Raw genomic sequence first — 19,366 nt, forward strand, 5'->3', positions numbered from 1 at the left:
GCCGCCTCAGCCGGTCGGCGGGCGCGGATCGCCCGGACGGGTGGTCGGGCTGGCGGGGATCCCGTCGGCCGGCCATGGCCCGGGCCCCGGGTCGCAGAGGCGGCAGGGTGTGAGCCCCCGTTCCCGGACGGCGGAGTGGTCGACGGGGGCGGCGGCCGGTTTGCCCGCCACCAGCGGGCAGTCCGGGCGGTGGTAGAGCGTGCCGCCGGGGACGGCCAGCAGGGGGCCGGTCGCGGCGGTCTCCGCGGGACCGGCGGGCTCGCCGGGTTCCACCAGCAGGGCGTACAGGTGCTCGATCCGGCGGTCCGTGGCGGTGGCGTCGGCGGTGACCGCAGATGACGTTGACGGCGCCGGCCCGGCGCGGGCGCGCCCGGACGGGCGCAGGGCGGCCAGGACGACGCCCGCCACGATCAGCGCCGCGCCCGGGACCGTCGCCGAGGCCAGGTAGGGGATCTGCTGCTCGACGAAGCGCTCGCCGGACACCCCGTACCAGCCCAGCACGCACAGCACCGCGCCGACGGCGACGAGCGCCCATCCGGCCCAGCCGCCGCTCTCCCGCGCCGACCGCACGGCGCTCGCCGCCACGGCCTTCGAGCGGTTCGCGGTGCTCTGCCGCCCGGATTGCGATTCGTCCATGGATCCGCCTTGATGGTGTCACTTGCGACGTTTCCAGGATCGGCCTGGAACAGCATCCGGAGCGGGGCGAACCGGCCCGCGCGGCGCCCGCCCGCTCCGGCCGTCGAGAGGAAGACCATGCACGTGAGGCAGAGCGGCCCCCGCCGGCTCGGCGGTCCGGTCCTGCGGTCGGCGGGCGTCCTGCTCGCGCTGTTGCTGGCGGGCACGCTGACGGCGTGCGGCGACGGCGATTCGGGCTCCTCGACGGCGAGCCCGTCGCCGCCCGCGACGGCCACGGGGACGGTCACCGGGACGGCCACCGAAACAGCCACGGGGACGGCCACGGCGACCGGCACCGGGACGGCCACAGCCACCGCCACGACGACGGTCACCGGGACGGCGAGCCCGGGGGCGACCGGGCCCGCCGATCCCGCGGCGGCCACCACCGCGATCACCGACAACTGGCAGAAGTTCTTCGACCCCACCACCCCGATCCCCGAGAAGGCCTCGCTGCTCCAGAACGGTGACGTGCTGCTGCCCGTCCTGGAGGGCTTCGCCCAGGACCCGAGGGTCGGCCAGGTCAAGGCCAGGGTGACGGACGTGGCGTTCACCTCCCCGACCGAGGCCACCGTCACCTACGAGCTGTCCCTCGAAGGCAACGTGGTGGAGCCGGCCGCGACCGGGCAGGCGGTGCTGGACAACGGCGTCTGGAAGGTCTCCCGCTCGACCCTCTGCGCCCTGCTGGTCCAGGCGGCCGGTGCCACCGGCACCCCGATCCCCGGATGCAGCTGACCCCTCGCCCACGCGCCGCCGCCCCGGTCCTCGCGCTGCTCCTCGCACTGGCGCCGGGCGGGGTGGCGGGCTGCGGGACGCGCCTGCCGCCGAGCGCCTTCGGTACCAGCACCGCCACCGCCACCGCCACTGGCACCGGCACCGCCGACGGCAGCGGGAACCCGGCCTCCGACACCGGCGTCACCCCGACCGAGATCCGGATCGGCATCGTCACCTCGCTCACCAGCCCGGTCGGCAGCGAGGTGTTCAGCGGTCCGCGCTACGGCGCCCAGGCCTTCTTCCAGTCCCTCAACGACCACGGCGGCCTGCACGGCCGCACCGTCAAACTCGTCACCTGCGACGACGGCGGCAGCGGCATCGGCAACCAGGACTGCGTGCACCGCCTGATCGACCAGTCCCACGTCTTCGCCTTCGTCTCCGGCAGCGTCCTCGACTACGCGGGTGCCCCCTACGTGAGCGGCAAGGCGGTGCCGGACGTCGGCGGCCAGCCGATCGGCACCGCCTACGACCGCTGGCCGCACCTGTACGGCGTCTACGGCAGCAGCGCGCCGCGCGACGGGCACGCCGTCGGCTGGAACGGCACGCTCTACCAGTCCACCGAGGTGTTCCGTTTCTTCAAGGAACGGCTGGGCGCGACCAGCGCCGCCGTGGTCGCCTACAACCAGGCCGACTCCGCCCGCTACGCCGCCCAGCTGCGCGCCGGACTGGAGGCCGAGGGCTACCGGGTGCTCATGCAGACGGTGGACTTCGCGCTGCCGAACTTCCAGGCGGTGGCCGCCGCCGTCCGGGCGGACGGCTCGCAGCTGCTGTTCGACGCCATGGACACCCGGGGCAACGCGGCGCTCTGCCGCTCGCTGGACGAGGCCGGTGTGCGGGTCACCGCCAAGGTGACCAATGTGCAGAACTGGTCGGAGGCCGTGCGCACCGACTACCGGGCCTCGCCCGACTGCCGCAACGCGCTCTGGGCGACCTCCTCCTCGCTCAACTACGAGGACGTCCGCCACCCCGCGGTGGGCGCCTTCCGGGCGGCGATGGCGCACTACTACCCGGACCGCGAGCCGCTGCTGTCGGCGTGGGAGCTGGAGGGCTGGGCGGGCGCGCAGTGGCTCACCGACGCGATGGACTCCTGCGGCGCGGAACTCACCCGGGCCTGCGTCGAACGGTTCATGAACCGCCCCGAGCCCTACGACGCGCACGGGCTGCTGCTGCCCGCCTCCTTCGTCCCGCAGCCCCCGCCGAGCGGGCCCACCCGGGCCTGCCTGAACGCGGCCCGCTGGCAGGACTCCGCCGAGGACGGTCGCGGGGGCTGGGTCACCCAGGTGGAGTCCATGACCACCACCTGCTTCGACGTGCCGCAGCTGCCGTACAAGCCGTGAGCCCGCCCGGAGCCGGGTCAGAGGCGCTCGACGACGACCATGGCGGCGTCGTCGTCCAGCCGCCCGCCGACATACGCGAGCAGGTCGCGGCGCAGGTGGTGCAGCAGGGCGGCCGGGGGCTCGGCGGCGTGGGCGGCGGTCAGCCCGGCGACCCGCTCGGGCAGCGGGTAGAACCGCCGTCCGGCGTCGCGGGCCTCGATCACGCCGTCGGTGTAGACGAGCAGCCGGTCGCCGGGCAGGAACGGGAACTCCACCACCTCGTACGGCCCCGGGGCCAGTTCGCCGAGGCCGAGCGGGGGCGCGGTGCGGCCCGGCTCCAGGGTGCTCACCTGGTCCCGGTCCCGGTCTCGATCCCGGTTCAGGTCGCGGTTTCGGTCCTGGTCCCGGCTTCGGTCGCGGTTTCGGTCGCGGTTTCGGTCGCGGTGCAGGAGCAGCGGCGGCGGATGGCCGCAGTCGACCAGCCGGACCACCGCCTCGTCGTCCGGGATGTCCAGGACCAGGGCGGTGATGAACGACTCGCCGCTGTCGTCCTCGGCGGCGGTGGGAGCGGTCGGCGCCTCGCCGAGCGGCGGCGGACGCGGCACCTGCCGCAGCAGCGGCGGGAGCTGGAGCCGGGGCTGCTCCTGGAGGCGCGTCTGCTGGGCGCGCTGCTGCTCGGCGAGCTGGGCGAGGTCCCAGGCGATGCTGCCGTCGAGGTAGCCGACCAGGCCGGGCAGGTCGGCGTGCAGGTGCGCGGCGGCCCGGAAGGCGCCGAGCAGTAGCGCCGCGTCGCCGAGCGAGGACAGGCCCTTGCCCCGGACGTCGCCGATCAGCAGCCGGGTGCCCGTAGTGGTGCGGGCCGCCGCGTAGAGGTCGCCGCCGACCTGTGCCTCCGCCTCGGCGGCCAGGTAGACGGAGGCGAGGCGCAGCGGGCCGATCCGGTCGGGCAGCGGGCGCAGCAGGACGCGCTGCGCCGCCTCGGAGACGGAGCGGACCTGCGCGAGTTCGCGCTCGTGGCGGTCGCGCAGCACCCGCAGGCCGACGATGAGGGCCGAGACGGCGAGCAGGGCGCCGAGCTGGGTCTGGTGGTTGGCCGTGGTGGGGCCGTCGCGCAGGATGCCGATGACGGTCAGCGCGGCGATGGCCAGCACGGCGACGGCGGCGGTGGTGCGGGGGCCGGCGACGGAGGCGGTCAGGGCCGGGGCGACGATCAGCAGCGGGCCCAGGTGGATGTCCGGCGGGGCGAGCACGTCGACCACCGTGATCAGGACGATCAGCGCGAGCGGGACCGCGGTCAGCGCCCGGCGGTCGGGCCGCCAGGAGCGACGGCGGTCACGGGAACGCCGGTCGTCGGTGGGTCCCGCGCGGGGGTGCCGCTCGCGGGGAGGCTGCTGCCGAGGTGGCACCTCTCCTCTGTACACCGTCCGGGTGGTCCGCCGCACCCCGGGGCCGCCGGATGCCCGACGCGCGTGCCGGGCCCGCCGGTCGGCCCTCGGCCGGTCAGGGGGTCGGTTGCCGGTCAGCCCTCGGCGCCGTAACGGGCCAGGTAGTCGGCGAACCGGGCGACGTCCTCGTCCGTCCAGTCGGTGAAGCGGGCGGTGAAGGAGAGCCGCCGCTGCTCGTTGGCCTCGCGCAGCAGGGTCAGCCCGGCGTCGGTGGCCAGCAGGATCTGCCCGCGCTGGTCCTCCGAGTCGGTCTCGCGCAGCAGCAGCCCGAGCTTCTCCAGGGCGGTGACCTGGCGGCTCACTGTCGACTTGTCGAGCATGAAGTGCGCGGCGATGTCGGCGGCCCGGCAGCCGCCGCGCTCGGTGATGAGGTCCAGGATGCTGTAGGTGACCAGCGAGAGGTCCGGGTGCAGCTGGGACGCCTTGTGGCGGGCGCGGCGGGCGAAGGCGGTCAGCTCGCGCTGGATGGTGGCGATCGACGTCTCGCGGTCGGGCACGGTGACCTACCTCCTCGGGGCCTCGGTATTTGTTGCACTATACAACAATCTCGGACGTGGACGGGCGGCGGGCCTGCCAGGCGCGCGCGGCCGCGATCCGTCGGGTGGCGCTCGGGTGAGTGGCGAACAGTAGCTCAAGCACTCGGGGCGGGTCGACGTCGGAGACGTTGGTCAGTGCCAGCCTGCGCTGCATCGCGATGAACTGCTCGGGGTCCCCGGTCAGTTCGAGGGCGTGCCGGTCCGCGCGGGTCTCCACCGTGCGGCTCACCGCGCACTGCACCGGGCCGGACAGCGCGCCCAGCAGCGCGGCGAGCGCCGCCAGCAGCGGCATCGACCGGGGGTCGGCGGCGTCCGCCGCGCCGGCCGCCGACAGCAGCGCGTCCCAGCCCGACGCCAGGCCCAGCAGCGCCACCACGGCGGCCGCGCCCACCGCGCCCAGCACCGTGCCGGTCAGTACGTCGCGGTGCTTGACGTGCCCCAGCTCGTGCGCCACCACCAGCTCCACCTCGCGCGGCTCGGCCGTCGACAGCAGCGTGTCGTACGCGACGATCCGCCGGGTCGCGCCCAGGCCCGACACGTACGCGTTCAGCGCCGTGGTGCGGCGCGAGGCGTCGGCCACCAGGACGTCCCGCACCCGCACGCCGTCCCGCTCGGCCAGGCCCAGCAGCGCCTCGCGCAGCGGGCCGGGCTCCATCGGGGTGAAGCGGTTGAACACCGGCTCGACGAGCAGCGGGTAGAGGAAGGAGAGGGCGGCGGTCAGCAGCGCGGCCGCGCCCGCCGCCGGGAGCCACCAGTACTCCGGCGAGCGGTCGGTGAGCGCGTACAGGCCGAACGCCACCGGCAGGGCGAGGACCAGCGCCAGCGCCAGCCCGCGCAGGACGTCCACCGCCCAGCCGGCCCAGCCCTGGGTGACCAGGCCGAACCGGGCCCGCACCGACCGGGCGCCCGCCCCGAACGGCAGCTGCGCCAGCTGTCCGAGCACCACCAGGGCGGCGGCCCCGGCGAGCACCTCCGCCGTCCGCGAGCCGCCGAACCAGCCGCCGACCGCCGACACCAGCCCCGCCCCGGCGGGCGTGAGGCCGAGCAGCAGGGTCAGCGCCAGGCCGGCGAGCCGTCCGCCGAGCGCCCACGGGAGCTGGGCGCGGCGCAGCGCGCGGCCGCGGGCGCGCTGCGCGGGGGTGAAGTCGGGGGTGAAGTCGGGCGTGGGGGCGGGGTGGGCGCCCGGAGTTGGGCTGACAGAATCTGTCATCTGTTATCCGTCATCTGAAATCTGTCAGCTGTCAACTGTCAGCTGTCAGGCGTCGGCCATCGATCGTCATCTTGTCCTTCGGTAGTCAGGATGTCACTCCTCAGCGGGCCCGGTGGCGCTGTGGGTGCCCGCGCGGAGCAACTGGTGGCCGAGGTCGACCAGGGCGCGGCCGACCGCGAAGTCGTCGCCCACCGTCGGCGCCGGGTCGTCGTGGGGATTGCGCCGGGCGAGGGCGTCGCTGTGCAGCACGTCGCCGTCGGCGTCCAGCACGGCGTGCACCCGGGTGGTGTCCCGGTCCTCGACCACGTGCAGGGTCAGCTGCCAGTCCTTGGTCCGCACGGCCGGCTCCCCGCTGCCGCCCTCCGCCTCCTTCGCACCCGCCTCCGCCCCCTCCGTGAGCGGGGCGGGCGCCGTGGCCGTGCCGTCCGCGCGGACGATCACCACCGGGCAGGAGCCGTGCACGGCGCAGCGCGCGCTCACCGACCCCAGCAGCGTCCGGGCGAAGGTCCCGCGACCCCGGCTGCCGAGCACCAGCAGGTCGGCGCCCTCGGCCACCTCCAGCAGCACCTCGGCCGCGTGCCCCAGCACCAGGCTCTCCTCGACCGGCACCGGCCGCCGCTCGCCGATCACCTCGTCCACCTCGACGGTCAGCGTCCGGCGCGCCGACTGCTCGAAGCCGTCGTCCACCATCGGCGCGAACCAGCCGTACAGCGACGGGTACTCCCACGCCGCCACCGCGTGCACCGTCGCCCCGGTCAGCACCGCCTGCCCGACCGCCCAGCGCAGCGCCGCCTTCGAGGGCGCCGAGCCGTCGATCCCGACCACGATCCGCCGCCCGGTGCCCGTGCTCCCGTAGCCGGCCATGGCCCACACCACCCGCCGTCGTCGCGGCCGCCGCGCTCCCGCGAGGCCTCCACCTTTCCACGCTGCGCGCCACCCGGGCGCCGCGCCAGGGACGGGACGGCCAAGACCGCTCGCCGGCTTGGGACGGGCGGGCCCGGAGCGCGCCGACGGGCCCGCCCCAGGAGAGCCCGGCCGAGGGGGCGAACGCCGGGCGACGAGCCGGTGTTGGTTGTGGAGGCGGGGCGAAGGGGGAGCGGGGGAGTGGCGTAGGCTGACCGCTCCTGGACCGACCTTGGGGGAACACACATGCGCCGTGGCGCGGCCGCCGTCGCACTGCTGCTCGGCCTGATGTCCGCGACGGCCTGCGGGCCGGACGACCCCGATCCGGCCACCGTCAAGGCCTCCAGGTCCGCCAAGGCGGCGGCCGACGCGGCCGCCGCGAAGGCCTCGCCGAACGCCTCGGACGGCTCCGGCACCCCCGGTGACCAGGCGTCCGGCGGCGCGCCCCGCCCCGACGGCAGCATCACGGTGGCGTTCGCCGGGGACGTGCACTTCGAGGGCCGCACCGAGGCCCGGCTCGCCGTGCGGCCGCCCGAGACCGCGCTCGGCCCGATCGCCAAGACCCTCTCCGCCGCCGACCTGGCCGTGCTCAACCTGGAGACCGCGATCACCGAACGCGGCGCCGCCGAACCGAAGACGTACACCTTCCGCACTTCGCCCAAGGCGCTCACCGCGCTGAAGGACTCCGGCGTCGACGTCGTCTCGCTCGCCAACAACCACGCCGTCGACTTCGGCGCCGACGGCCTCGCCGACACCCTGGCCGCGAAGGCCTCCTCACCGGTCCCGGTGGTCGGCTTCGGCCGCAACTCCGAGGAGGCGTACGCCCCGTACGTCACCACCGTGCGCGGGGTGAAGGTCGCGGTGGTCGCGGCCAGCCAGGTCGAGGACCTCACCAACCAGAAGTGGCGGGCCGGCGCGAACAAGCCCGGCATCGCCTCGGCGCTGGACGCCGCCGCGCTGGTCAAGGCGGTCGGGGAGGCGAAGCGGCAGGCGCCGGTGGTGCTCGTCTACCTGCACTGGGGCGACGAGGGCAAGGCCTGCCCCACCGGCGCGCAGACCGCCATCGCCAAGAAGCTCGCCGCCGCGGGCGCGACCGCCGTGGTCGGCACGCACGCGCACACCATGGTCGGCTCCGGGATGCTCGGGGGCACCTACATCGGGTACGGCTTCGGCAACTTCCTCTGGTACGGCACCTCCAACTACGCCAACTCCAACGAGACCGGGGTCACCACGCTGACCATCGGCCCGGACGGCAAGGTGCTCGGTGAGGAGTTCGTGCCGGCGACCATCGACGACAAGGGCGTGCCGGTGCCGCAGACCGGCGCCACCGCGACCGCCGCCCTCAAGCGCCGCGACGGCCTGCGCGGCTGTACGGGACTCGCCCCCGCCCCGGGCGCCGCGCCCGCCTCCGGCGCTGCTTCCCCGACCCCGAACGGCGCCGCCGCCCCGGGGGCCGCGTCCCCGACCAGTACCCCGCGGACCTCGCAGACGTCGCAGCCCTCGCAGAAGCTGCGGACCCCGGCCCCCGCCTCCGCCCCCGCCGCTTCGCGCTGAGCAGGCGGGTGCGGGCAGTGGCGCAGTGGGAGGTGCACGGGCGGCGACAGGTGTACGGGTCGCCATGGGTGGAGCTCTGGCTGGACGACGTGGACATCCCCGGCGTCGGCCGGGTCGACCACCATGTGCTGCGGATGCCGAAGGAGTGCGCCAACGCCGTGGTGACGGACGTGGACGGGCGCTTCCTGCTGCTCCACCGGCACCGGTTCATCACCGGCCGGTGGGGTTGGGAGCTGCCCGCAGGCTGGGTGGAGCCGGGGGAGGACCCCGCGGCGGCGGCCGCCCGCGAGACCGAGGAGGAGACCGGCTGGCGGCCGGGCGCGGTCGTGCCGCTGACGGAGTTCGACGCGATGTCGGGCATCTCCACGATGCACTTCCACTCCTTCCACGCCACCGGCGCCACGCGGATCGGCGAGCCGGTGGACCGGGCGGAGGCGAGCCGGGTGGAGTGGCTGACCGAGGACGAGGTGGTGAAGCTGCTCACGGCGGGGGAGGTGGCCGACGGCGCCTCGCTCGCGGCGCTGTCCTACTACCTGGGGCCGTACCGGGCGGCGGGGCGCGGCGGCGGCGAGCGGTGATCGGGGCGGGCGCGGTGCTGCGCCGACCGCGGGCCGCGCACGCGATCGTGCGCGGCCCGGGGCGCCGGCCGGTCCTCGCCTGCGAAGGGCGCTGCCGCAGCCACCCCGCGGCCGTCGCCGTAAACCAGTGGAGCCCAAACCGTCACTGACGGTGCGTCACTCCTTGTGGTCGGCCTCGCCGTGCTTCCAGTAGCCCTTGCTGTGGACGCGCTCGCGCGGCAGCGCCCAGTCGGCGAGCAGATGGCGGCGGACGGTCGCCACGGCGTGCGCCTCGCCCGCCAGCCAGGCCGTGGTGCCGTCCGGGACGTCGGTGGCGAGCAGGGCTTCGGCGAGGGTGCCGCCCTTCGGCAGGTCCGGGTGGCGGGTCAGCCAGTGGACGGTCAGACCGGCGCGGTCGGGCAGGGGCAGGGTGGCCCCGGTGGCGTCGCCGACCTCGACGAACAGGGAGGCCGGGACGGCCGGCGGGAGGTCGTCGAGGATGCTGAGCGCGGCGGGCAGCGCGCTCTCGTCGGCGGCGAGCAGCGCGTGCCCGGCGCCCTCGAAGGAGGGGCGGCGGCCGCGCGGTCCGGCCAGCCGGGCGGCGTCGCCGGGGCGGGCGACCTCGGACCAGCGGGAGACCGGCCCGTTGCCGTGCAGCACGATGTCGATGTCGACCTCGCGCTCGGCGGGGCGGTGATGGCGGATGGTGTAGGCCCGGGAGTGGCCCTCGGGAATCTCCAACTTGACCCACTGGGTGGGGTGTTCGATGGCGAGGGCGTCCAGGGTGGGGCCGGTGAAGGTGAGCCGGACGAGGGCGGGGGTGAGCGGGGTGACGGCGACGACCCGCACGTCGAAGGTCGGCCGGGGGCGACGGAACACGGTGACTCCTGGCAGGGATCGGATGGCGCCGGCGGCGGGGCCCGGAGGTGAACACGGGCCGGGGGCGGCGCGGTTGGGAGAAGGGGGTGTGTCAGCGGGGAAGGTGCTGGTCGAGCAGCGCGTCGACGAACGCGGCGTCCAGCGGGCGGCGCAGCACCAGGGCGCGGTGGTAGAGCGGGGCGAGCAGGGCGTCCAGCAGCACGGCGGCCTCATCGGTGCCGCCCCCGCCCCCTTCGCCGTCGCCACTGTCGTCGCCGTCCGGGGCCAGGCCCAGGCAGGCGCGGGTGTGCGCGATGTCCCGGGCGCGCAGCTCGTCCAGGAACCCGCCGTGCAGCAACTCGGCGGTCCGGGCGTCCAGTTGGGCGTGGCCGAGGAGCGCCTGGAGGACCTGTCCGGCCGGGTCGGTGCCGAGGAAGACGGCGAACCGGTGGACGTAGGCGCGCAGGTCGGCCGGAGTGGAGGGCGTTTCCGAGGGCCAGGCCAGGGCGGTGCCGGCGTCCAGGACGAGGTTGTCGAAGAGGATGTCGACCTTGGACTTCCACCAGCGGTAGATGGTCTGCTTGGCGACCCCGGCGGCGGCCGCGATGCCCTCGATGGTGAGGCCCTCGAAGCCCTGCTCCACCAGGAGGTCGTCGGCGGCGTTCAGCACCGCCAGGCGCGCGGCCTCGCTGCGCCGTCCGCTGCCGCCGGACGCGGCGGCACCCTTGCCCGTGCCGCTCGCCGGGGTCACGGACGCGGACGCGGCCATGGCGGCGGTCGCACGGCGGCCGGCGGCGCGGCTTCCGGTGGCGGGGCGGGGCTGGGCGGCGGTGATGGCGTGCTGGTCCTTGTCCGGGGGCCGCTGGGGGCCGGTGGCGATCGTCGCGGACATCCTCTCACGCCTCCTCGGCGCGCGCGGCGGGCACCCGTTCCGCGCCGGCCGCCGCCCGTTCCGCGCCGCCCGGGCGCCGGACCAGTCCGGCCGCGATCACCAGCGCCAGCAGGGCGACCACGGCGCTGAAGACGACCCCGCCGGTGCGCAGGTCGGTCGCCCGGACGAGCACGCCGACGCCGATCACCGGCAGCGAGAGCATGGTGAACAGCACCGCGAAGAAGGCGGAGACCGTCTCGCCGCGCTGCTGCGGCGCCACCCCGCCGTTGATGGTGCCCAGTCCGGTGCCGATGGCCGTGCCGGTGGCGAGTCCGTTGACGCAGGCGCCGAGCAGCAACGGCGGCAGCGTCGCGCCGATCAGCGCGCCGGCGATCAGCGCGGCGGCCAGCACCAGCCCGGCGCAGGCCAGCGGCAGCGCACGGGCCGGCGGCAGCACCCGGACCAGCAGCTGTCCGACGGCGGTGAACAGGAACGCCAGGGCGACGACGAAGCCGGTCAGCGCGTGGTGGCGCAGGTCGAGCACGGTGGCCAGGAAGAGTCCGCTGACCGCCGTCAGCACGCCGGTGACGGCGAAGCCCGCGCCCCCGGCGAGCGCGGCGCGCAGGAAGGCGGGGCGGATCGCGGGCGGGATGCGCAGCGGCTGGACGCGCAGCCGGAACCGGGAGGCGGCGCGCACTTCGGCGGGCACCGTCTCGGGGACGGCGAGCAGGCCGAGCAGGGCGATGCCGATGAGGACGAGCGTCACCGTCCAGGGCAGCCGCAGCGGCGAGCCGGCCCACTCGGCGAGGATGCCGGCGAACAGGGTGCCGCCGGCCAGGCCGCCCATGTTGGCGGCGAGCGCCAGGGTCTGGGCGCGCAGGCGGCGCTCCGGCGGGGCGAGGTCGAGCAGGGCGGCGGTGGCGGCGCCGGTGGCCAGGGCGGCGCCGAAGCCGGACAGCACCCGGGCGGCGAGCAGCCAGGGCAGTGAGTCGGCGGCCTCGAAGAGGCCGGCGGCGGCCGCGGCGAGCAGCAGGGCGGTCAGTATGACGGGCCGGCGGCCGATCTGGTCGGAGAGCCGGCCGAGGGCGAGCAGTCCGGCGACGACGCCGAGGGCGTAGACGGCGAAGATCACCGTGACGGTGAAGGTCGAGAAGCCGAAGGCGTGCTGGTAGAGGGGGTAGAGCGGGGTCGGGACGGTGGTGCCGGCCATGGTGACCCAGAAGGCGAGGGCGACGGCGGCCGGGGCGAGGGCGCCGCCGGAGCGCCGGGGCGGGGCGAGGGGCATGGGTGTTCCTCGGTGCGGAGCGATGGGATCCGGAATGTGGACGCAACGTTGCGTCTCGATTCAGCGATGCGGCGACCGTAACACTGGACGCAACGTTGCGTCTACATTCAAGCCCGGGCGGAGGCTCTGCGGCGGCCTGGCCGCAGTCCGACGGCCGTTCGACGGCCGTTCGGCGGAGGCCGCGCGCTCCGCCCCGGCGGCCGCGCGCAGTTGACGACCCCGCAGGGGTCGCCGGGCCTCGCGCGACCTCTCGGCGGACCCGAACAGTTGTGTTAGGTTAGCCTTGCCTAATGTCGCTGGTCGGAGGGGATTTTCCTGTGCAGCAGTCCGAACTCGCCGGCGCCGTCGCGATCGTCACCGGCGCCGGGCAGGGCATCGGCGCGGCGGTGACGCGCGCGCTCGTCGACGCCGGCGCCGTCGTCGCGGCGGCCGACCGCAACCCCGGCCCGCTCGCCGCACTCGCGGACGAGTTGGCGGCGGGCCCGGACCAGCCGGCCGCGAGTGGCCCCGTCCACCCCTACCTGCTGGACGTCACCGACGCCGCCGCCGTCGAGTCCACCGTCGCCCTGATCGAGGATCAACTCGGCCCCGTCGGCATCCTGGTGAACGTCGCCGGAATACTGCGTGCCGCACCGGCCGTCGAGCTGAGCGACCAGGACTGGGCCGACACCTTCGCCGTCAACACCACCGGGGTCTTCCACCTGTCCCGCGCGGTCGGACGGCGGATGGCCGAGCGCGGCGGCGGCGCCATCGTCACCGTCGGCTCCAACGCCGCCGGCGTGCCGCGCACCGGCATGTCCGCCTACGCGGCCTCCAAGGCGGCGGCCACCATGTTCACCCGCTGTCTCGGCCTGGAACTCGGCCGCTCCGGAGTGCGCTGCAACATCGTCTCGCCCGGCTCCACCGACACCGAGATGCAGCGCGCCCTGTGGAGCGACGACGCGGCCGCCGCCGAACAGCGCGTCATCGACGGCGACCTGGCCGGCTACCGGGTCGGCATCCCGCTCGGCCGGATCGCCCAACCCGCCGACATCGCCGAGGCGGTGGCCTTCCTGGTCTCCGACCGGGCCCGCCACATCACCATGCACGACCTCTACGTGGACGGCGGCGCCACCCTGCGCGCCTGACACCCCGGCAGTCCGGGCACCCGGACGACCGCGCGGGCCGCGACCGGGGACGAGCAGCGCCCCCACCCGCCGCCCCACCGGAGCCGCGCGCCCCCACCGGGGAGCGCGGGCCCGAACCACACCACCCGCCGGCCGCCGCGACGAGCGAGGCCCGGCGACCACTCGCAGACTGGGAGAATCCAGGTGACCACGGTGCACCACGCCCCCGCCGGGACGGACCACACCGTCATCGGCGCGGCCAGCGGGCTGCTGGGCCAGTATCGGGCCGCGCCCGACGAGGCGTTCTTCGCCTCCCCGACCCGCACGCTGCTCGCCGAGGGCGTGCACGCCCGGGTGCCCCAGGACGGGCGCCCGCTGGTCGAGCGGGTCGCCGACACCCTCGCCCGGGCCCGCCGCGACGGCGTCGAACACCCGCTGGTGGTGGGCGCGGTGGCGTTCGACCACGACAGCCGCGCCGAACTCGCCGTCCCCGCCCGGCTGCGCGCCTGCGGCGCCCTGCGTGACGACCCGCTGATCGCCCTGCCCGCCCCGGCCGCCGACCGGATCGACTGGAACGTCCGCCCGGTGCCCGCCCCCGAGGCCTACGGCAGCGGCGTGGCCGAGGCCGTCAGCCGGCTCCAGGACGACGGCGAGCTGAGCAAGGTGGTGCTCGCCCGCACCCTGGAGCTGCACGCCGACCGCCCGCTCGACCTGCCCGCGATCCTCCAGCGCCTCGCCCGCCGCGACCCCGGCGGCTACACCTTCGGCGTCCCGGCCGGCGGCGGCCGCACCCTGATCGGCGCCAGCCCCGAACTCCTCCTCTCGCGCCGCGGCACCGCCGTCGTCGCCAACCCGCTGGCCGGCTCGGTGCCGCGCAGCGCCGACCTCGGCGAGGACGTCCGGCGCGCCGCCGCGCTGCTGGAGTCCCCCAAGGACCTGCACGAGCACGCCTTCGTGGTGGACGCCATCCGCACCGCCCTCGCGCCCTACTGCCGCACCCTGGACGTGCCGGAGCGGCCCACCCTGGTGCGCACCGCCGCGATGTGGCACCTGGCCACCACCATCACCGCCGAGCTGGCCGACCCGGCGGTCTCCGCCCTGGAGCTGGCCGTCGCCCTGCACCCCACCCCGGCGGTCTGCGGCAGCCCGACGCCGCTCGCCCGCGAGGCGATCCGCGAGATCGAGCCGTTCGACCGTGGCCTGTACGCGGGCATGGTCGGCTGGGGCGACGCGGACGGTGACGGCGAGTGGGTCGTCACCCTGCGCTGCGCCGAGGCCGACGAGCGCACCCTGCGGGTGTTCGCGGGCGCGGGCGTGGTCGCCGAGTCCCGGCCGGAGGCCGAACTCGCCGAGACCAGCGCCAAGTTCCGCACCTTCCTGGACGCCGCGGGGGTGCCGCAGTGAGCGACCTGACCACCCCGGGGGACCACGTGACCGAACCGCTCGACCTGGACCGGACGGACCCGATGGAGCGGGTGCTCGCCGGATTCACCCCGTACCCGGCGGAGTTCGCCGAGCGCTACCGGGCGGCCGGCCACTGGCGCGGGGAGACCTTCGGCTCGATGCTGCGCGAGCGTGCCGCCGCCCACCCCGACCGGATCGCGATCGTCGACCCGGCCGGCGGCACCGGCGAGGACCCGACCCGCCGCTGGACGTACGCCGAACTCGACCGCCGGGCCGACCGGATGGCCGCCGGACTGCGCGCCCGCGGCATCCGCCGGGGCGACCGCGTGGTGGTCCAGCTCCCCAACACCGCCGAGTTCTTCGAGGTGGTCTTCGGACTCTTCCGGATCGGCGCGCTGCCGGTCTTCGCGCTGCCCGCGCACCGGTACACCGAGATCTCCTACTTCTGCGCCTTCACCGGCGCCGTCGGCTACGTCGTCCCGGCCGTCGAGGGCGGCTTCGACTACCGCGAACTCGCCACCCGGGTACGGGCGGAGACGCCGACGCTGCGGCACGTCCTGGTGACCGGCGGCGACGCGGGCGAGCACACGCCGCTGGCCGACGTCCCGGTGGAACCGGCCGGCGCCGAGGGACCCGAACCGCGGCCCGGGGACGTCGCGTTCCTCCAGCTGTCCGGCGGCAGCACGGGCGTGCCCAAGCTCATCCCGCGCACCCACGACGACTACATCTACTCGCTGCGCGGCTCGGTCGAACTCTGCGGCCAGGACGAGCGCAGCGTCTACCTCGTGGTGCTGCCCGCTGCCCACAACTTCCCGCTCAGTTCCCCGGGTTCGCTCGGCACGCTGTACGCGGGCGGCAAGGTGGTGCTCTGCCCGCAGCCCAGCCCCGAGACGGCGTTCCCGCTGATCGAGCGCGAGGGCGTGACCATCACCGGCCTGGTGCCGCCGCTGGCGCTGCTCTGGCTGGAGGCCGCCGAGCGGCGCCGGGAGGCCGGCGGCCCGACCGGGCTGGAGAGCCTGGAGGTGCTGCTGGTCGGCGGTGCCAAGTTCAGCGAGGAGGCCGCCCGGCGGGTGCGCCCGGTGCTGGGCTGCACTCTCCAGCAGGTGTTCGGGATGGCCGAGGGCCTGGTCAACTACACCCGGCTGGACGACCCGGAGGAGGTCGTCGTCACCACCCAGGGGCTGCCGATCTCCCCGGACGACGAGGTGCGGGTGGTCGACGACCAGGACGAGGACCTGCCCGAGGGCGCCACCGGGCACCTGCTCACCCGCGGCCCGTACACCATCCGCGGCTACTGGAACGCGCCAGAGCACAACGCCGCCTCGTTCACCGCGAACGGCTTCTACCGCACCGGCGACCTGGTCCGGCGCACCGCCACCGGCCACCTGGTGGTCGAGGGGCGGGCCAAGGACCAGATCAACCGGGGCGGCGAGAAGGTCGCCGCCGAGGAGATCGAGAACCACCTGCTGGCCCACCCCGCCGTGCACGACGCGGCCGTGGTCTCGATGCCCGACCCCTACCTCGGCGAGCGCACCTGCGCCTACGTCGTGCTGCGCGAGGAGCACCGGGCGAAGCCGCCGAAGTCCATCGAGCTGAAGCGCTTCGTGCGCGGGCGCGGACTGGCCGACTTCAAGGTCCCGGACCGGGTGGAGTTCGTCGACGCCTTCCCCGCCACCGGCATCGGCAAGGTCAGCAAGAAGGACCTGCGCGCCGCCATCGCCGCCACCCTCACCACCCCCTGAACACCCCGAACTCCCCGAATACCCCGAACTCCCCGAACTCCCTGAAACGCTAAGGACGCACCGCCGTGGGCCTGCCCCGCATCCCCTCCTACCTGATGCCCGCCGTCGCCGAACTCCCGGCCAACCGGGTCGACTGGACGGTCGACCCGTCCCGGGCCGTGCTGCTGGTGCACGACCTGCAGAACCACTTTCTGAACGCCTTCGACACGACGGCCTCGCCGGTCACCGAGCTGTTCGCCAACATCAACCGGCTGCGCGCCTGGGCCGCCGAGCACGGCGTGCCGGTCGTCTACTCGGCGCAGCCCGGCGGGCAGAGCCCCGAACAGCGGGGCCTGCAGCAGGACTTCTGGGGCCCGGGCATCCCGGACGACCCGCGCGCGGCGGCCATCGCCGACGCCGTCGCCCCGGCCGAGGGCGACCGCCTGCTCACCAAGTGGAAGTACAGCGCCTTCGTCCGCACCGACCTGGACGAGCTGCTGCGCGAGCAGGGCCGCGACGAGCTGGTGATCACCGGCGTGTACGCGCACATCGGGGTGCAGGCCACCGCCTGCGACGCCTGGATGCGCGATGTGCGGGCCTTCGTGGTGGCCGACGCGGTCGCCGACTTCGGCGCGGACGAGCACCGCGCCGCGCTCACCTGGGTGGCCGGGCGCTGCGGCGTGGTCACCGCCACCGACGCCGTACTGGAAGGGAAGTGACGGGCATGGCCTTCACCGTGGAGCGGATCCGGGCCGAGGTCGCCGACCTGCTCGGCGAGGAGCCGGCGGACATCCCGCTGGACGAGAACCTGGCGGACTGGGGCCTGGACTCGGTGCGGCTGATGGCGCTGGCGGAGCGCTGGCGCTCCGAGGGCGCCGAGGTGGCGTTTCTGCAGCTGGCCGAGCGCCCGGCCGTCGAGGCCTGGGCCGAGCTGCTCGGCGCGTCCTGATGGAGCCGGGCACGGGGGCGGCCCGGCCCGCCGGGGACCGGCGGTGGCCGGCGACCACGGCGATCGGCCCGTTCGAGGCGCAGGCCGCGCGGACGCCGGACGCCCCGGCGCTGCTGCCGGCCGGCGGGGCGGCGGTGGGCTACGGCGAGCTGAACGCCGCGGCCAACCGGATGGCCCGCTGCCTGGCGGACCGCGGCGCCCGCCCCGGTACGGTCGTCGGCCTGGCACTCACCCGCCCGGCCGACCTGGTGCCGGCGCTGCTGGCGGTGGCCAAGTCGGGGGCGGCGTACCTGCCGCTGGACCCGGACGACGCGCCGGGGCGGCTGGCCTGGCTGCTGGCGGACGCGGCGCCGGTCTGCGTGCTGGGGGAGGGGGTGCCGGCCGCCGAACGGCCGGCCGCCGCCGAACTGGCCGGGCGGGCGGTCACCGACCCGCCGCGCGCGCTCACCCCGCAGCATCCGCTCTGCCGGGCGTACGGCCCGGGCGGGCGGCCGGCGGGGGTGTGGACGACGCACGCCGAGGTGGATCGCCGGGTGCGCGGGCTGCAGGCCGCGTACGGGCTGGGGCCCGGTGACCGGGTGCTCCAACTGGGGCTGCCGCTGTGGGAGTTCCTGTGGCCGCTGCGGACCGGGGCGGCGCTGGTGCTGGCCGATCCGGACCGGCCGGGCGAGGTGGGGGAGCTGGTGCGCGAGGCCGGTGTGACGGCGCTGCGCGCCGTGCCCTCGGTGCTCGGCGAGCTGCTGCCCGAGCCGGGGCCGGTGCACCTGGTTCCGGAGCGCGGCTGACGAGCTCGGGCCACCGGCGGGCTGACGGCTGACGGCTGACGGCTGACAGATTTCAGATAACAGATAACAGCTGACAGATTTTGAAATCTGTCAGCTGTTATCCGTCAGCCGCCCGTCGTCAGCCCTCGGCCGTCACCCGCCGCGCCGCCGCGAAGTCCGCCGCCGTCCACGCCATGGCGACGGCGCCCTCCACGATCGCCCGGTCCGCCTCCGGCGAGACGGCGGCCTCGGCGAACGCCGCCTCGTGCGGCCCGCAGGCGCCGCCGGTGATGTCCAGCACCGGGTGGATGGCCGGCAGGGCGTGCGAGACGTTGCCCATGTCGGTGCAGGCGAACGGCCCGCTCTCGACCGGCTCGGGACGGCCCACCGCCGCCGCGTTGGCCCGCCACAGGGCGAGCAGCCCGGCGTCGCTGCGGAAGTCCAGGTAGTCCGGCTCGGGCCGGGTCAGCTCCACCTCGCACCCGGTGGCCAGCGCACCCGCCCGGAAGCAGTCCTCGACCCGGGCGCGCAGCTCCGCGAGGTCCTCGGCCGCCGAGGCGCGGATCTCGTACTCGGCGGAGGCGCTGTCGGGGATCAGATTGGGCGCCGTCCCTGCGGCCGTGGTGATGCCGTGCACCCGCCAGTGCGGCGGCAGTTGCTGGCGCAGCAGCCCGAGCGCGACCTGGGCGACGGTGAGCGCGTCGGCGGCGTTGCGGCCCTCGTGCGGGTTGAGGCTCGGGTGGGCGGCGCGCCCGGTGTAGCGGACGGAGAGGGTGCCGAGTGCGAAGGAGTGGAAGTCGGCGACCTCCACCGGGCAGGGATGGACCATCATCGCGGCGTCCACGCCGTCGAAGGCGCCCGCGTCCAGCAGCAGTGCCTTTCCGGCCCCGCGCTCCTCGGCCGGCGCGCCGATCACCCGCACGGTGAGCCCGAGCCGCTCCGCGTACGGGGCGAGTCCGAGCGCGGCGCCGAGGCCGGCGGCGGCGATGAGGTTGTGGCCGCAGGCGTGGCCGAGCCCGGGCAGCGCGTCGTACTCGCAGACCACGGCGACGGTGACCGGCCCGGCGCCGAGGCGCGCGTCGAAGGCGGTGGGCAGGCCGTGCGCGCCCGGCGTGACGGCGAACCCGTGGGCGCGCAGCAGTTCGGCGCACCACTCGGCGGCCCGGTGCTCCTCGAACGCGGTCTCCGGGTGGGCGTGGATGCGGCGGCTGAGCGCGAGCAGCTCGTCCCGGTGGGCGAGGACGCGCTCGCGCACCGCCTCCTTCAGCCCGGGGTCGGCCACGGGCGATGCGCTCGCGGTCGGCTCGCTCGCGTTCAGGGGGGACATCGGCGCCTCCGGGGGCGTCAGGGCCTGCCTCCCGGCAGGCTGTTGACCAGACGATATGCAGATAGCTTAGGCTAACCTAAGTAGGCAGTAGGCGTTCCGTTGCGCCGGACCCGA

General features: G+C 75.5%; 19 protein-coding genes. 10 read left to right on the forward strand and 9 right to left on the reverse strand.

All coding sequences use genetic code 11. The annotated features are described in order from the left end of the window. Window positions 1-6 precede the first annotated feature (6 nt). A complete protein-coding gene (locus ACFZBX_RS22240) occupies window positions 7-636 on the reverse strand; it encodes a hypothetical protein (protein WP_391535499.1) in 630 nt (209 codons plus the stop codon). Between the two features lie 117 nt (window positions 637-753). On the opposite strand from ACFZBX_RS22240, the gene ACFZBX_RS22245 reads away from it, so the two are divergent. Both ACFZBX_RS22245 and ACFZBX_RS22250 read left to right on the forward strand, forming a co-directional pair. Then, window positions 754-1,407 carry a hypothetical protein gene (locus tag ACFZBX_RS22245; protein ID WP_391535500.1) on the forward strand — a complete coding sequence of 218 codons (654 nt, stop codon included), beginning with the start codon at window positions 754-756 and terminating at the stop codon, window positions 1,405-1,407. Next, a complete protein-coding gene (locus ACFZBX_RS22250) occupies window positions 1,398-2,783 on the forward strand; it encodes an ABC transporter substrate-binding protein (protein ID WP_391535501.1) in 1,386 nt (461 codons plus the stop codon). The genes ACFZBX_RS22245 and ACFZBX_RS22250 overlap by 10 nt, the downstream gene beginning before the upstream one ends. Window positions 2,784-2,800: 17 nt before the next feature. Here the strand turns inward: ACFZBX_RS22250 and ACFZBX_RS22255 are convergent, their stop codons facing one another. From ACFZBX_RS22255 to ACFZBX_RS22270, 4 genes are all read right to left on the reverse strand, one after another. Continuing rightward, window positions 2,801-4,060, reverse strand: coding sequence for a PP2C family protein-serine/threonine phosphatase (locus ACFZBX_RS22255; RefSeq protein ID WP_391535536.1), 1,260 nt, complete (start codon window positions 4,058-4,060; stop codon window positions 2,801-2,803). Window positions 4,061-4,281: 221 nt separating this feature from the next. Next, on the reverse strand, window positions 4,282-4,704 hold the full coding sequence (locus ACFZBX_RS22260) for a MarR family winged helix-turn-helix transcriptional regulator (RefSeq protein ID WP_391535502.1): 423 nt from the start codon (window positions 4,702-4,704) through the stop codon (window positions 4,282-4,284). Window positions 4,705-4,741: 37 nt separating this feature from the next. After that, on the reverse strand, window positions 4,742-5,953 hold the full coding sequence (locus tag ACFZBX_RS22265; RefSeq protein WP_391535503.1) for a M48 family metalloprotease: 1,212 nt from the start codon (window positions 5,951-5,953) through the stop codon (window positions 4,742-4,744). Window positions 5,954-6,046: 93 nt separating this feature from the next. Beyond that, on the reverse strand, window positions 6,047-6,817 hold the full coding sequence (locus tag ACFZBX_RS22270) for a universal stress protein (RefSeq protein ID WP_391535504.1): 771 nt from the start codon (window positions 6,815-6,817) through the stop codon (window positions 6,047-6,049). Window positions 6,818-7,102: 285 nt separating this feature from the next. On the opposite strand from ACFZBX_RS22270, the gene ACFZBX_RS22275 reads away from it, so the two are divergent. Further along, the gene (locus ACFZBX_RS22275) at window positions 7,103-8,410 is read left to right on the forward strand and encodes a CapA family protein (protein WP_391535505.1); all 1,308 of its coding nucleotides are present in this window, start codon (window positions 7,103-7,105) and stop codon (window positions 8,408-8,410) included. Window positions 8,411-8,427: 17 nt separating this feature from the next. After that, the gene (locus ACFZBX_RS22280; protein WP_391535506.1) at window positions 8,428-8,988 is read left to right on the forward strand and encodes an NUDIX hydrolase; all 561 of its coding nucleotides are present in this window, start codon (window positions 8,428-8,430) and stop codon (window positions 8,986-8,988) included. A 156-nt stretch (window positions 8,989-9,144) separates the two neighbouring features. On the opposite strand, the gene ACFZBX_RS22285 is transcribed toward ACFZBX_RS22280, so the two are convergent. The 3 genes from ACFZBX_RS22285 to ACFZBX_RS22295 form a co-directional block, all read right to left on the reverse strand. After that, the gene (locus tag ACFZBX_RS22285; protein WP_391535507.1) at window positions 9,145-9,846 is read right to left on the reverse strand and encodes a siderophore-interacting protein; all 702 of its coding nucleotides are present in this window, start codon (window positions 9,844-9,846) and stop codon (window positions 9,145-9,147) included. 91 nt (window positions 9,847-9,937) lie between these two features. After that, window positions 9,938-10,717 carry a TetR/AcrR family transcriptional regulator gene (locus ACFZBX_RS22290; RefSeq protein ID WP_391535508.1) on the reverse strand — a complete coding sequence of 260 codons (780 nt, stop codon included), beginning with the start codon at window positions 10,715-10,717 and terminating at the stop codon, window positions 9,938-9,940. Window positions 10,718-10,721: 4 nt separating this feature from the next. Next, complete coding sequence (locus tag ACFZBX_RS22295) at window positions 10,722-11,981, reverse strand: MFS transporter (RefSeq protein ID WP_391535509.1); 1,260 nt, start codon at window positions 11,979-11,981, stop codon at window positions 10,722-10,724. A gap of 290 nt (window positions 11,982-12,271) precedes the next feature. Here ACFZBX_RS22295 and ACFZBX_RS22300 point away from each other — a divergent pair, with 290 nt between their 5' ends. The 6 genes from ACFZBX_RS22300 (at window position 12,272) to ACFZBX_RS22325 (ending at window position 17,946) form a co-directional block, all read left to right on the forward strand. Then, window positions 12,272-13,108 (forward strand): 2,3-dihydro-2,3-dihydroxybenzoate dehydrogenase, encoded by an 837-nt coding sequence (locus ACFZBX_RS22300; protein WP_391535510.1) that lies wholly within the window; start codon window positions 12,272-12,274, stop codon window positions 13,106-13,108. 177 nt (window positions 13,109-13,285) lie between these two features. Continuing rightward, on the forward strand, window positions 13,286-14,491 hold the full coding sequence (dhbC, locus tag ACFZBX_RS22305; protein WP_391535537.1) for an isochorismate synthase DhbC: 1,206 nt from the start codon (window positions 13,286-13,288) through the stop codon (window positions 14,489-14,491). Window positions 14,492-14,553: 62 nt separating this feature from the next. After that, entirely contained in the window at window positions 14,554-16,233 is a 1,680-nt protein-coding gene (locus ACFZBX_RS22310; RefSeq protein ID WP_391535538.1) for a (2,3-dihydroxybenzoyl)adenylate synthase, read from the forward strand. A gap of 65 nt (window positions 16,234-16,298) precedes the next feature. Next, the gene (locus ACFZBX_RS22315; protein ID WP_391535511.1) at window positions 16,299-16,931 is read left to right on the forward strand and encodes an isochorismatase family protein; all 633 of its coding nucleotides are present in this window, start codon (window positions 16,299-16,301) and stop codon (window positions 16,929-16,931) included. Window positions 16,932-16,936: 5 nt separating this feature from the next. Further along, window positions 16,937-17,161: a phosphopantetheine-binding protein gene (locus ACFZBX_RS22320; protein ID WP_376149829.1), complete on the forward strand. Its 225-nt coding sequence runs from the start codon at window positions 16,937-16,939 to the stop codon at window positions 17,159-17,161. Beyond that, window positions 17,161-17,946 carry an AMP-binding protein gene (locus tag ACFZBX_RS22325; RefSeq protein ID WP_391535512.1) on the forward strand — a complete coding sequence of 262 codons (786 nt, stop codon included), beginning with the start codon at window positions 17,161-17,163 and terminating at the stop codon, window positions 17,944-17,946. The genes ACFZBX_RS22320 and ACFZBX_RS22325 overlap by 1 nt, the downstream gene beginning before the upstream one ends. A gap of 118 nt (window positions 17,947-18,064) precedes the next feature. Here ACFZBX_RS22325 and ACFZBX_RS22330 read toward each other — a convergent pair whose 3' ends face one another. Beyond that, window positions 18,065-19,252, reverse strand: coding sequence for a M20 family metallopeptidase (locus ACFZBX_RS22330; RefSeq protein WP_391535513.1), 1,188 nt, complete (start codon window positions 19,250-19,252; stop codon window positions 18,065-18,067). Between the last annotated feature and the right edge of the window lie 114 nt (window positions 19,253-19,366).

It is taken from the genome of Kitasatospora sp. NPDC008115, assembly GCF_042957205.1.
In the GTDB taxonomy this organism is placed as follows: Bacteria; Actinomycetota; Actinomycetes; order Streptomycetales; family Streptomycetaceae; genus Kitasatospora.

Coding starts and splice junctions, on each gene's coding strand:
- ACFZBX_RS22295 (WP_391535509.1), bottom strand. CDS start 11,981: ATGCCCCTCGCCCCGCCCCGGCGCTCCGGCGGCGCCCTCGCCCCGGCC.
- ACFZBX_RS22265 (WP_391535503.1), bottom strand. CDS start 5,953: ATGACAGATTCTGTCAGCCCAACTCCGGGCGCCCACCCCGCCCCCACG.
- ACFZBX_RS22320 (WP_376149829.1), top strand. CDS start 16,937: ATGGCCTTCACCGTGGAGCGGATCCGGGCCGAGGTCGCCGACCTGCTC.
- ACFZBX_RS22270 (WP_391535504.1), bottom strand. CDS start 6,817: ATGGCCGGCTACGGGAGCACGGGCACCGGGCGGCGGATCGTGGTCGGG.
- ACFZBX_RS22330 (WP_391535513.1), bottom strand. CDS start 19,252: ATGTCCCCCCTGAACGCGAGCGAGCCGACCGCGAGCGCATCGCCCGTG.
- ACFZBX_RS22325 (WP_391535512.1), top strand. CDS start 17,161: ATGGAGCCGGGCACGGGGGCGGCCCGGCCCGCCGGGGACCGGCGGTGG.
- ACFZBX_RS22245 (WP_391535500.1), top strand. CDS start 754: ATGCACGTGAGGCAGAGCGGCCCCCGCCGGCTCGGCGGTCCGGTCCTG.
- ACFZBX_RS22250 (WP_391535501.1), top strand. CDS start 1,398: ATGCAGCTGACCCCTCGCCCACGCGCCGCCGCCCCGGTCCTCGCGCTG.
- ACFZBX_RS22300 (WP_391535510.1), top strand. CDS start 12,272: ATGTCGCTGGTCGGAGGGGATTTTCCTGTGCAGCAGTCCGAACTCGCC.
- ACFZBX_RS22310 (WP_391535538.1), top strand. CDS start 14,554: ATGGAGCGGGTGCTCGCCGGATTCACCCCGTACCCGGCGGAGTTCGCC.
- ACFZBX_RS22240 (WP_391535499.1), bottom strand. CDS start 636: ATGGACGAATCGCAATCCGGGCGGCAGAGCACCGCGAACCGCTCGAAG.
- ACFZBX_RS22290 (WP_391535508.1), bottom strand. CDS start 10,717: ATGTCCGCGACGATCGCCACCGGCCCCCAGCGGCCCCCGGACAAGGAC.
- ACFZBX_RS22275 (WP_391535505.1), top strand. CDS start 7,103: ATGCGCCGTGGCGCGGCCGCCGTCGCACTGCTGCTCGGCCTGATGTCC.